The 12,493-nt window shown below is 43.3% G+C and carries 13 protein-coding genes and 1 tRNA gene; all 14 read right to left on the bottom strand.

What is annotated here, in order from left to right; translation table 11 throughout:
- Positions 1–39: 39 nt before the first annotated feature.
- Positions 40–297: a hypothetical protein gene (locus BLP57_RS03285; RefSeq protein ID WP_015525887.1), complete on the bottom strand. Its 258-nt coding sequence runs from the start codon at positions 295–297 to the stop codon at positions 40–42.
- Position 298: 1 nt separating this feature from the next.
- A complete protein-coding gene (locus tag BLP57_RS03280) occupies positions 299–1,102 on the bottom strand; it encodes an HAD family hydrolase (RefSeq protein WP_092069434.1) in 804 nt (267 codons plus the stop codon).
- On the bottom strand, positions 1,095–1,760 hold the full coding sequence (locus BLP57_RS03275; RefSeq protein ID WP_092069487.1) for an HAD family hydrolase: 666 nt from the start codon (positions 1,758–1,760) through the stop codon (positions 1,095–1,097). Before BLP57_RS03275 ends, BLP57_RS03280 begins: the two co-directional genes overlap by 8 nt.
- An 8-nt stretch (positions 1,761–1,768) precedes the next feature.
- Entirely contained in the window at positions 1,769–2,374 is a 606-nt protein-coding gene (locus tag BLP57_RS03270; RefSeq protein WP_092069431.1) for a Maf family protein, read from the bottom strand.
- A 189-nt stretch (positions 2,375–2,563) separates the two neighbouring features.
- Positions 2,564–4,231, bottom strand: coding sequence for a glutamine--tRNA ligase/YqeY domain fusion protein (locus BLP57_RS03265; RefSeq protein WP_015525883.1), 1,668 nt, complete (start codon positions 4,229–4,231; stop codon positions 2,564–2,566).
- A 114-nt stretch (positions 4,232–4,345) separates the two neighbouring features.
- Positions 4,346–4,418 (bottom strand) — tRNA-Thr (locus BLP57_RS03260).
- A 164-nt stretch (positions 4,419–4,582) separates the two neighbouring features.
- Positions 4,583–4,936, bottom strand: coding sequence for a hypothetical protein (locus tag BLP57_RS03255; RefSeq protein WP_059085171.1), 354 nt, complete (start codon positions 4,934–4,936; stop codon positions 4,583–4,585).
- An 84-nt stretch (positions 4,937–5,020) separates the two neighbouring features.
- Positions 5,021–5,605: an RNA polymerase sporulation sigma factor SigH gene (sigH, locus tag BLP57_RS03250; RefSeq protein ID WP_022426224.1), complete on the bottom strand. Its 585-nt coding sequence runs from the start codon at positions 5,603–5,605 to the stop codon at positions 5,021–5,023.
- A 36-nt stretch (positions 5,606–5,641) separates the two neighbouring features.
- Entirely contained in the window at positions 5,642–6,367 is a 726-nt protein-coding gene (gene rlmB, locus BLP57_RS03245) for a 23S rRNA (guanosine(2251)-2'-O)-methyltransferase RlmB (RefSeq protein WP_227573913.1), read from the bottom strand.
- A gap of 10 nt (positions 6,368–6,377) precedes the next feature.
- Positions 6,378–6,803 (bottom strand): Mini-ribonuclease 3, encoded by a 426-nt coding sequence (locus BLP57_RS03240; protein ID WP_021650980.1) that lies wholly within the window; start codon positions 6,801–6,803, stop codon positions 6,378–6,380.
- Positions 6,788–8,197, bottom strand: coding sequence for a cysteine--tRNA ligase (gene cysS / locus BLP57_RS03235; protein ID WP_021650981.1), 1,410 nt, complete (start codon positions 8,195–8,197; stop codon positions 6,788–6,790). The genes BLP57_RS03240 and cysS overlap by 16 nt, the downstream gene beginning before the upstream one ends.
- A gap of 1 nt (position 8,198) precedes the next feature.
- On the bottom strand, positions 8,199–8,690 hold the full coding sequence (gene ispF, locus BLP57_RS03230) for a 2-C-methyl-D-erythritol 2,4-cyclodiphosphate synthase (RefSeq protein WP_044961210.1): 492 nt from the start codon (positions 8,688–8,690) through the stop codon (positions 8,199–8,201).
- Positions 8,691–8,760: 70 nt separating this feature from the next.
- Positions 8,761–10,026: a sn-glycerol-1-phosphate dehydrogenase gene (locus BLP57_RS03225; protein ID WP_021650982.1), complete on the bottom strand. Its 1,266-nt coding sequence runs from the start codon at positions 10,024–10,026 to the stop codon at positions 8,761–8,763.
- A 1,184-nt stretch (positions 10,027–11,210) separates the two neighbouring features.
- Entirely contained in the window at positions 11,211–12,260 is a 1,050-nt protein-coding gene (locus BLP57_RS03215) for a GGDEF domain-containing protein (protein ID WP_092069426.1), read from the bottom strand.
- Between the last annotated feature and the right edge of the window lie 233 nt (positions 12,261–12,493).

Below are 12,493 nucleotides of genomic sequence, written 5' to 3'. Positions count from 1 at the left end.
ATCATATTTAATTTTCAGAGGTGTAATCCCTGCTTTCCGTCAGCCTTCTACGATCATATATTTTCCGTCCGGGAGTTTAAATACTTCGCTTTCTTCTTCCAGCTCCTTCAGGGAAATCCCCTCCACATCTGCGCCCATTCCATCCAGATATTTTTTAACATCCTTCAGGGAATCCAGCACAACTGCCATGCAATCCTCTAGAAATTCCTCTGCCTCCTCAAAATCCTCTGCTACCGGCTCATCAAAAAGCTGACCCTGTTTTTCCAGAAATGTCTGGACATATTCTTTCTTGTACATATTAAAGTACCTCCTTTATATCTCCGCCCGCCGCGATCAGTCTGCGAAGTACTGGTTCCACCTTCTCTGTCTCGTAGAAAGCCGCCGCCTTTACCCCTGGCTTCGCATGCTTCATGGCAAAGCTGTATTTTACAGATTTCATCATTTCAATATCATTGTATTCATCCCCGAACGCCATGCATTCATCCGGTCCGATTCCCAAAAGTTCCTGGTATTTACGGATCCCTTTTGCTTTGTTCGTGGTAAATGGAACAAAATCCACCCACGCAAATCCGGATGTCACAACAGTACATCTGTCTTTGAACCGTTCTCTCCAGTACTGGATGGATTCCTCCGTCATTCCTTCTCTCTCATAAACTGCAACCTTCATACAAGGCTCTGTGATCTCATCAAAACTCTTTATGATCTTACACTGATTTTTTACTTCTTCAATCATCAGATGGCGATAATGTTCTGCCTTGGGCATGATATAATAAAAATCCTTTGTAGAACAGGAAAATTCCGCTCCGGGCTTTTCCCATATTGTCTGAATGATCTCTCTGACCAGTTCTTTGTCAAAGCTGTCGCAGTACAGAAGCTTCTCATTCTGGACAGCAAGCCCGCCATTTTCACTGATAAATGCCATCTCGTCCTTTACCGGCGCAAAAAGATTCCTCATATTGGCATACTGTCTGCCACTGGCTGCCACAAAAAGGATTCCCATTTTTTTCAGTTCCTTTACCAGCGGAAAGATCTCTTCCGGCAGCGTCTGTCTTCCACCGATAAGCAGCGTTCCATCCAGATCACTGGCAACCATCTTAATCATGCTGCTTCTCCTCATAAATAGTAAACAGATCACCAGGTACAGCTGCTACAATATCTGCACCGTTATTTTCAAGCTCTTCTCTGTCACGGAATCCCCATAGTGCACCAACGGTATACATTCCGGCAGCACTTCCTGTCTGCATATCTGTCTTTGTATCTCCGATATACATACATTCTTCCGGCTTTACGCCGAAATCTTCTGCAATCTTCAGCGGACCATCCGGTGCCGGCTTTCTGCGGATCCCTTCCTGCTGTCCCATCACCTCATCAAACAGATCACCATAGATCGCCTTTACCACTTTCTGCGCCGCAACATGAGGCTTATTGGAGCATACAGCCATCTTAAGGCCTGCATGTTTCAGCTTTTGAAGGGTTTCCGGCATATCTTTATATGGCACAACTTTATACAGCGGATCTTCATCAAATTTCCTGCGATAAAGTTCCCTGACTTCTTCGTAGTGTACCAGCTCCGGATCTCCTGCATCGATCAGGCATCTTCTGATCAGCATATCTGCACCTTCACCGCTGTAATAACGAAAATTATCTGCCGGCTGTGATTTCAGGGAAAACTTTTCCATGATCTCATTCGCCACATATGCCATAGATTCCAGTGTATCCGCAATTGTTCCATCCAGATCAAATATACAAGCTTTTATCATTTTGTCTTTCATCCTCTCAGGTTCATTCCCAGTTTTTTTGTCTCATAGATCAGTCTTGCCACAGGCAGTCCCACCACGTTGTTATAATCACCACGGATTCCCTTCACATAGGCTCCCCAGGCGCCCTGGATCCCATAGCTTCCGGCTTTGTCCATTGGGTCTTTGCTGTTTACATATTCCTTTATTTCTTCCTCTGTCACCGGATAAAAGCTCACATCTGTGCACTCATAGAAGGTATGAGCTTTCCATCTCCCTTTTTCTCTTATCAGCAAAGTTACACCGGTATATACCTGATGTGTATTCCCCTGCAGCATAGCGAGCATCTCTATTGCAGCTATCTCATCTGCCGGTTTACCTAAAATCTTACCCTCATAAGATACAACGGTATCTGCACCGATCACAACCACATCTCTCAGATCTCGGTTCTCCTCTTCCTCCAGCGCGTATGCCGTAAACATAGCTTTCTGACGAGAAAGTTCCTCCACCACTTTCGCAGGCTCTGCACTGGTGATCCGTTCTTCCCCGCTGGCAGGCTTCACTTCAAAGGCGACTCCTACCTGGCTTAAAAGTTCCCGCCTCCTGGGAGATGCGGAAGCAAGCACGATTTTCTTCATGTGTAATTCCTCTCTTTCCTGTGTTATCAGTATAACCGTTTCTGTAAATGGGCGCAACCGAAATCGTTGCAGGAGCATTTTGTACTTATCCATTTATTCCTGATGACGATAAAACAAAACAAGCAGTACACCCTGATACCTGTTCACGGTGTACTGCTGTCATATATTTCGTATTCTTTTTGACAGTTTTTATGCTTTCGGTAATTTGAAAGAGCTCTTCAGAGATACAATGCGGTTAAATACCGGTGCTCCCTCCCTGGAGTCATGGATATCTGCGCAGAAGAAACCGTTACGTACAAACTGATAGCTGTCATAACCTTTTGCTTTCAGAAGCTCCGGCTCTACATAAGCACTTGTTACTGTAAGAGAATTCGGATTTACATTAAGAGAACCATCTTCTTTATTGTAAACACCTTTTTCTTCATCTACGATATTCTCGTAAAGTCTTACCTCAACTTTACCTGCATTGGATGCTTCCACCCAGTGGATCGTTCCTTTTACCTTACGTCCGTCCGGTGCATTTCCGCCCTTGGTCTCCGGGTCATAGGTACAGTGGACTACACGGATCGTTCCGTCGTCATCTGCCTCATAACCTGTGCAGGTTACAAAATATGCATTCATAAGACGAACTTCATTTCCAATATAGAGACGTTTGTATTTCTTAGGAGGCTCTGCCATAAAATCATCACGTTCAATATAAAGTTCTCCACTGAACGGAATCTTTCTGGTTCCAAGCTCCTCATTCTCCATATTATTCGGAGCTTCAAGATACTCAACCTGTCCTTCCGGATAGTTATCGATCACGAGCTTGATCGGATCAAGGATCGCCATCATACGCGGACGTTTCAACTTCAGGTCCTCACGGATGCAGTACTCGAGCATTGCATAATCTACAGAACTGTTCGCCTTTGAAACACCACAGAGTTCTACAAATTTACGGATAGACTCCGGTGTAAATCCACGGCGGCGAAGTGCGGCGATGGATACTAGTCTCGGATCATCCCATCCATCTACGATGCCGTCCTCAACAAGCTTCTTGATATAACGTTTACCTGTAACAACGTTGGTCAGGTACAGCTTTGCAAACTCGATCTGCTTCGGTGGGTGCGGATATTCCAGTTCCTTTACCACCCAGTCATAAAGCGGTCTGTGGTCCTCAAACTCCAGAGTACAGATAGAATGTGTCACACCCTCAATGGCATCCTCGATCGGATGAGCGAAGTCGTACATCGGATAGATGCACCATTTATCTCCTGTATTGTGATGTGTCATGCGGGCTACACGGTAAATGACCGGGTCACGCATGTTCATATTCGGTGATGCCATATCGATCTTGGCACGGAGAACCTTCTCGCCATCTCCGTATTTGCCCTCACGCATCTCTTCAAAAAGCTGAAGATTCTCTTCTACAGTACGGTTTCTGTACGGGCTCTCTTTACCTGGCTCTGTAAGAGTTCCTCGGTACTCACGAATCTGGTCTGCAGTCAGGTCGCAGACAAAGGCCTTGCCTTTCTTAATAAGCTTCACTGCTGCCTCATACATCTGATCAAAATAATCAGATGCAAAGAAAAGTCTGTCTTCCCAGTCTGCACCAAGCCATTTCACGTCAGCCTTGATGGACTCTACAAATTCGGATTTCTCCTTTGTAGGGTTGGTATCATCAAAACGGAGATTGAATTTTCCGTTGTATTTCTGAGCCAGTCCATAATTTAAAAGAATGGATTTCGCATGTCCGATATGAAGATAGCCGTTAGGTTCCGGTGGGAAACGTGTATGCACGGTGTCATAAACGCCTTCTTCAAGATCTTTGTCTATAATATTTTCAATAAAGTTTTTGGAAACTGTTTCGTTCTCCATTGCTTTCCCTCCTAAATATCATCCTGATGTTTTATCTTATCATAAATCCGGAGTTTTTGAAACCCGCAAAACCTGTATCTAAACAAAAAATTGTCTGTTTTTAGACACAAAAAAAGCTGCTGACGGGAATCGAACCCGTGACCTCCGCCTTACCAAGGCGACGCTCTACCGACTGAGCCACAGCAGCTTGTTTCGCGACGTTTGTGCCGCTCACAGTTGTTTATATTATCAGATGATTGTCATATTGTCAATACATTATTTTTATTTTTTTAAAAATTCATATTTTCATGATTATAGCACAAAAAATCCTGTGTGCTGTCGCTCGCAGACACAGCACGCAGGATTCTCTTTTTACTCTTCTGTCTTTGTCTCTTCTGCTTCTGTCTCTTCTTCCGCTTCGGCCTCCGATTCATCATCTGCAGGTGTTTCCTCTTCTGCTTCTGTTGGTGCCTCTTCAGCATCCTCTGCCTCTTTGGAAACTTCTACAGTCTCAGATGCAGTCTTGTCCCAGTCCTGGAAGACTTCTTTCTCTTCTTTTTCTTCCTTCTTCTCGTCATCCTTGAAATCATCAAGATCTTCGAAATCATCCTCAAAGTCTTCTTCGCATACGGATCGTCTGGATACAAGTGCTGCGATAGCTCCTGCTGCTGCGGCGGTAAGCGCTCCTACTGCAACAAGTCCCCAATATTTATTGATCTTTGCCATAATTTGGTCTCCTTTCTTATTCTGCTCCTTATGAATATTATTTTAATACTTTTATATTCAAAAGGAAAGAGGTATTTACTCTTCTCAAAAATAGCTTTTAATTTTCCCACGGATCCTCTGCAGTGCATTATCAATGGATTTCGGTGTTTTTCCAAGAATCCGGGCAATATCCATATATCCATTTCCATCCAGATACAACTGCAGTACCCTGTTTTCCAGAGGGCTCAGGCTCTTTTTCATTTCATTTTCGAGAGCCGCCACATTTTCCCGGTCGATCAGGATCGATTCCGGATTATCATGCTCCACACAGGAATCTCTGAAGTTTTCCTCCGCCTCTCCGTCGCTTAAAGACACATAAGTGTTCAGTGGCTGATGTTTCTGGCGGTTTGAACTTTTAATTGCAGTATATATCTGTCTGTCAATACATATATTTGCAAAAGACTGAAAAGACGACTCCCTGTCTGGCTGGTAATCACGGACTGCCTTAAACAGTCCGATCATCCCCTCCTGTATCAGATCATCTGTGTCCCCACCTATCAGAAACATGGCACGGGCTTTTTTTCTGACCAGACCTTTATACTTTTCCATCAGATAATCTGCAATTGCAGATTCCCCTGCACGAAGTCTTTCGATAAGAGCTTCATCCGTCATCTCATTATATCGGCACATTTTTTCTCCGAACAGCTATGGCTGTATTTGATGTATTTATTTTGACAGTCTCTGTCTCACGATCTCAAAAGCAAGCACCCCTGCTGCTACAGAAGCGTTAAGGGAATCGATATCCCCCTTCATCGGGATCGCGGTAGTAAAATCACATTTCTCTTTTACAAGGCGGCTTACACCATTTCCCTCATTTCCGATCACAAGGCCAATAGGTCCTGTCAGATTCTGACGGTACATCACCTCTCCGTCCATATCTGCACATACGAACCAGATGCCTTTTTCTTTCAGTTCATCAATAGTCTGTCCCAGATTAGCAACCTTGGCAACCGGTGTATAATTCAGTGCGCCTGCCGAGGTCTTGGCAACCGTAGCAGTCAGTCCTACTGCTCTGTGTTTGGGAATGATCACACCATGAGCACCTGCGAGATTTGCGGTACGGATGATAGCTCCCAGATTATGAGGATCCTCAATATTATCAAGAAGAATGATAAACGGAGGCTCTCCTTTATCTTCTGCTTTTTTCAGGATATCTTCCACTGTAGAATAATCATAAGCCGCAACCTGTGCGATCACACCCTGATGTGCACCTGTCTCGCTCATGGAATCCAATCGTTCCTTTGGAACAAATTTTACAATGGTATCATGTTTTCTGGCTTCTCTTGCGATGGTGCGGACCGGTCCGTCCTGACAGCCATCCAGAATAAACAGTTTATCAACACATTTACCGGAACGAAATGCCTCAAGGACCGCATTTCTTCCTTCTATCATTTCAGTCAATTTAAATTTCCTCCTTCTCAAGTCCTGCATGGACCAGCTCCAGTATCCTTGAAAAATCCTCTTTCAGGTAAAGATATCCCATCAGCGCCTCAAACCCTGTGGCACGCCGGTAATCCGCCATGGTGGCATGTTTGGCCATGGTAGCGGAATGCGCATTCCTTCCTCTTCGATATACACTTTTTTCTTCTTCTGTCAAAAGTGGTTCGAGGATCTCCATCATACCCGACTGCGCAGATGCTTTTACAAGGCTGCTGGCTTTTTTGTGGAGACGATTTACCGGACAATTCGCTTTTTTCACAAGAATAGTACGGATCACCAGCTCATAAACACCATCCCCGATATAGGCCAGCGTCAGCGGCGAATAAGTCCGAAGGTCTGCGTCTTTCAGATCAAACAGCTCTTTCAGTTTCTTTAAGCTCTCTGCCATTTCACACCTTCTCTTGTATCTTTAAGGATGATACCTTTTTTCAGGAGCTCATCTCGGATCTCATCTGCTCTCTTGAAATCCTTTGCCTTTCTTGCAGCCTGGCGTTCCTGGATCAGATCCTCGATCTCTTTGTCAAGAATCTCTTCTTTTTTCTCGATTTTCAGTCCCAGCACATCACTGAGCTTAAAAAGTTCCTCATAAAGACCACCGGCAAACTCCCTTGAGCTGTTCTCGTCTACGTTTGTGTTGGCAAATTTTACAAGCTCAAAAATTGCCGCAAGTGCATCTGCAGTATTAAAATCATCATCCATGGCAGCTTCAAATTTGGTAACAAAACCTTCTGCCTCTTTGAGAAGCGCAAGCTCTTCCTCTGTAATATTCTCTGCCGCCCCATTGTCTTTACGGTCGCTGAGCTTGCCTGCCGCCTCAAGGATACGCTCCAGAGAGTTCTTTGCTGCCTCCATCAGATCTGCGCTGAAGTTCAGCGGACTTCTGTAATGTGCGTTCAGCATAAAGAAACGGAGAACCTGAAGATCATACTGTTCACCGATTTGACGAACGGTACGGAAATTTCCGAGAGATTTGGACATCTTGCGGTTGTCGATGTTCAGGAAACCATTATGCATCCAGTATCTTGCAAAAATCTTACCATTGCAGCACTCACTCTGTGCAATCTCATTCTCATGATGCGGGAAGATCAGATCCTCACCGCCTGCATGGATATCAATCTCTTCTCCGAGATATTTCTTGGACATAACAGAACACTCAATATGCCAGCCAGGACGTCCGTCGCACCACGGTGACGGCCAGGACGGCTCGCCCTCTTTCTTTGGTTTCCAAAGCACGAAGTCTAACGGATCTTCCTTCTGATCCTCACCGGATACCTTAAGAGAACGGAATCCTGACTGGAGATCATCCAGATTCTTATGAGAAAGCTTGCCATACTCTTTAAATTTCTTTACACGGAAATAAACGGTCCCGTCAGCTGCCGGATATGCATATCCTTTATCAATAAGAGTCTGGATCATGTCGATCATGCCCTGGATCTCCTGTGTAGCCTGGGGTGCAGTTGTAGCAGGTTTTACATTCATATCTGCCATATCTTTCTTGCACTCTTTGATATAACGGGTAGAGATTTCCTCTGCGGAAACGCCCTCTTCAATGGCCTTCTTGATGATCTTATCATCTACATCGGTAAAGTTGGATACATAATTTACTTCATATCCTTTATATTCCATATATCTGCGCACCGTATCAAAAATGATCATAGGGCGGGCATTTCCGATATGGATCAGATTGTATACCGTAGGTCCGCAGACATACATTTTTACTTTTCCTTCTTCCAGAGGTACAAATTCCTCTTTTCTGCGTGTCAGTGTGTTAAAAATCTTCATGTTACTCTTCCTCCAATTTCCCGATTCTGTACAGGGAGCAGATCGCCTGTGAGGAGATTCCCTCTCCCTGTCCTGTAAATCCAAGGCCTTCCTCTGTTGTCGCCTTGATATTCAGCTGTGATATTTTAATCCCAAGTGCTTCTGCGATATTTTCTCTCATCGTCGGAATATGTGGTGCCATCTTCGGTTTCTGAGCGATGATGGTGGCATCGATATTTCCGATCGCATAGTCATTCTCCTTCAGTAATCCGGCAACATGCACCAGAAGTTTCACACTGGAGATTCCCTTATATGCAGGGTCTGTATCCGGAAAATGCTTTCCGATATCTCCAAGAGCCGCAGCTCCCAGAAGTGCATCCATGATCGCATGGATCAGAACATCCGCATCCGAATGGCCCAAAAGACCTTTTTCCCAGGGAATATCAACACCACCAAGGATCAGTTTCCTGCCCTCAGTCAGTTTATGTACATCATATCCCATTCCTACTCTCATCAAACCGTTCATCACTGCCTTTCCTGAAATTTATGTCAAGTCAAAAGAACCTTTTATGAGCTGTTCCTGCTCAGTATGTGAGCATCTTCCGAAGTCTCAGAAGGCTCAGCCTTCTTCTTGTATACGGTGCAAGTCTGAGACTCTCCTCGATCGCTTTTCCCGGCAGTCCGATATCCCGGACTCTGCTCACGCAGCCGACGATACTCATCATCTCCTGCATATCTGTAACTGCAGGAAGAAGATCTATGATCTTAAGGATTTCCGGAAGTGCACCGGAAAGTGTTTCTGTGCTTACATCGTCCAGAAGTTCCGGAGTGTTTTCTTTTTCAAGTGCTCCAAGAATCCCTTTTCTGCCGAAGGTCTCCTGCAGGAGTTCTCTGTCTCCGTCTGTAAAGGCATGCACTCTGCAGGCTCCTCTTCGGATAGCATCTGCAAGCTTTTTATATTCCAGAAGGACCAGCATGGTTGCTGCAGAAACCTTCTCCCCGTGAAGAGCATCCAGGTGACCATTGACCACTTCCATATCCCAGAGGTGGACCATATGGTGCTCCGCCCCGGATGCCGGTCTGGAGTTTCCTGTCATCTGCATGGCCAGTCCGGAAAGGATCAGCGCATACATCAGCTTCTCACATGCATCTTTCTCTCCTGCTGCAATTTCTTTCAGATTATCCTTAACAGTCCGGATCGCTTTTGTTTCCAGGTCTGCCACCGCTGTACAATAGTATTCATCCATAAGAATACTTGCTATCTTCCAGTCTGCCAGCGCAATGTATTTTCCCAGAATATCCGACACCCCGGCTGCTGTAAGCCTTGCAGGCGCCTTGGCAAAAATATCCGTATCCGCAAAAACAAAAAGTGGCGCAGATGCCTGAAATACTTTTTTTACACCATTCCAGGTCATGTCTGCTACTGTGGAAGTAAATCCGTCTGAACTGGCTGCGGTGGGCACAGAGACAAAAGGGATCCGGTACTGATGGGCGACAAAACGGCTGAGATCATGGATCGTCCCCGCTCCAACTGCAAGAACAAGATCGATGTCCTCTTCCATATAATTCTCCACGATCTCCACGGCACGCTCATCTGCCTCAAGACCTTCAGCATCCAGGATCAGTACCTGACACCGGTCGTAGATATCCTCCATCAGTTCCTCTGTAGCTTTGTAACTGTTCGTGTCACAGATCAGAAGCGGGGAAATACATTCTTTCAGATCACCGTCTGACATTTCCTTTTCCAGTTTCCCGATAGCTCCTGATTCAATTACAATTTCTCTAACGTCTATGTGGTGCTCCCTCCCGCAGCTGCAAGGTCGGGCAAAATCGTCCGCATCGACTCGCATGTACTTATGTCCTCCTGACTTCTTTTAATGATTCACAGCGTATTTCTCTGTCCGCTGAATGATACAATATTACAGTTTGGTATTATACAGGATTTTTTTTTATTACGCAATGATAGAGTTCAACTTGTTTCATCATATAGCAAAAATCCTTTATTTTCAAGGATTTCCGGTGTTTCTACGCCAAACAATGTTTCGTCTGGTTGCGTCTATTTTCTTTTGTTTGTCACAAAAATTGTCATAATAAAAAGCCACGCCCAATAAAGGGAATGGCTCTGATTATTACATTACATTTTCAAGCTTTTTCATTTCATTCTGTAAACGTGTAAATTTTTGCCCTAAATGTTCTGCTGACAAAAAAGCTCAAAAGCAATATAACGACCGGAAACGCAAAAAGAATCCTACTATTACAGAGATTTGATTAAGGGAAAGAAAGTTTCTCCTTGCCCTAATGACTATAACTCTTCTATTCAAACTCAAAAGCAGTATGAAGAATGGTTAAAACAAAAACATCAAGAATTGACAAAAAGGCCAAAGAAACACCCGGTACATTAATTTGCACCGGGTATTTTTATATGTTCCATTCTGTTCTAAGTTGTGTTATACTGACTGCGTTGTCCAACCGAGACCCGGCAACGGGGGGAGGTGAACACATGGAAATAGTCATATCTTTTTTGGTGGCTGTTGCGGCAGGTGTGACTTGCCATCTCATTTGCAAATGGTTAGACAGTCATAACAAGGACAACGAATAGCCTAGTGGATGCTCAACCACTGAAATAAAAAGAGAAGAACCCTCGCATGTATTGGTGGTACATACGGGGGTTCGTTCTTTGTTCACATGGAACATCATCATATCTTTTTTGCCTACTGGCATTATAGCATATGCCGATCGTGAAATCAATATGCTTCGTCTTTGTAAATCCGTGATTTTTCCGCCGTTTGTCACAAAATTGTCACAAAATCATATTTTCAAAGCATCCCACACATCCAGAAATGCTTTAAAATCAACACTTTCCAGACTTCACAGTATAAATACATTGCTTTCTTTTTTATTACGCAATGACGTGCTTTGACTTGTTTCATCTTATACCAAAAATCCTTTGTTTTCAAGGATTTCCAGTGTTTCTACGCAAAACAATATTTCGTCTGATCGCGTCTATTATCTTTTATCTACTCTGAGCTGAAAGCTAATTATATTTCTTGCATATCTGTTTATTTTTATACATATAAGCATCTGCAGCATCCAATAACATCTGCATTGTGCACGACATATCATCGGAGGATAATGCCCATCCGCATGCATAGTCGATTGGTATTTGATTTTCATAACTATTTAATCTGTCTTTTTCTCTGTTCAAGGATTTTAATATTTCCTTAATTTTCGCCTCGCTTGTATGATAAATGACTGCTATAAACTCATCTCCGCCATATCTTCCAACAAAATCCTTTTCTGGAATAACACTGCGCAAAAGTTTTGCGAAATTTATTATTAACTGATCTCCTGCGGAATGTCCCATTGTATCATTTACAGTTTTTAAATTATTTAAGTCAAACATTATGCAAGCTGTAGGATCTGTAATTATATCTTTTTTATTAAGAAGCTCATTACAGGCATTTTTATTTGGCAGCCCAGTATGGGCATCTATGAATGCTTTCTGTTCCAGCAGTCTGTTTTGCATTGCCATCTGCATTGCCCTTAGAGTCTGCATAATAACCAATATCACCAGACTCAACATATCAAGTGCCGACAAAAGCTCTATAGTACGAATCTTTACAGCGATCTTTTCTGAATAGCTTTCTGCGGAAGAGACAGTTTCATCTGCCATCGAAAAATATATTTCACTCATATTAACAATGTCTGTATTTTCGTATCCCTTGTTTCTTGCTGCTTCAATTTCTGTTTTCAATTTATCCCAGTAATCACTCTGGATTTGCAATTTTTCCTGGTATTCTTCGTCATTGAGTTTTACCAGATCATAATGTCCATCCTGATATCTCAATCCAAGAAGAATATCATCCAAATATTTAATTAATTCTTCATTTTGGTTTCCTGTAATTTCTAATTTTACTTCACGCTGTGTAGCTCCACGTACCAGACCTGCATAATTTATTACGCGTGCTGTCCCCTGCAGCCTATTAATCTGAATCATCATAAAAATAATAAGAACTACTAATATCAATATAAGGAAACTCTGTATAATACCTATTATATTTTTACTTTTCTTGTTTGTCTGCATTTCACAATTTATCCCAAACCTTAAATAATATTCATTTACTTTCCTACCGGAAATCAAATGACAGACTTTTGGTCAGCGAACTTTCATTAAGAATATTAATCTTTGAAGATGGAATGACAGTTGCAGCAGTTTTCTTGCTGCTTTATAACTTCCGCTAACATCAACAGCAGCTTATCAATCCACTCATGTCATTGATGTTTGGATCATAAACTGTCTGTGTACAAATATCGGGA

Origin of the sequence: Blautia sp. SF-50 (assembly GCF_900101315.1) — a bacterium.
GTDB lineage: Bacteria > Bacillota > Clostridia > Lachnospirales > Lachnospiraceae > Blautia_A > Blautia_A fusiformis.
The sequence above is the reverse complement of the archived record's forward strand: the minus strand, read 5'-3'. Positions and strand labels throughout refer to the sequence as shown.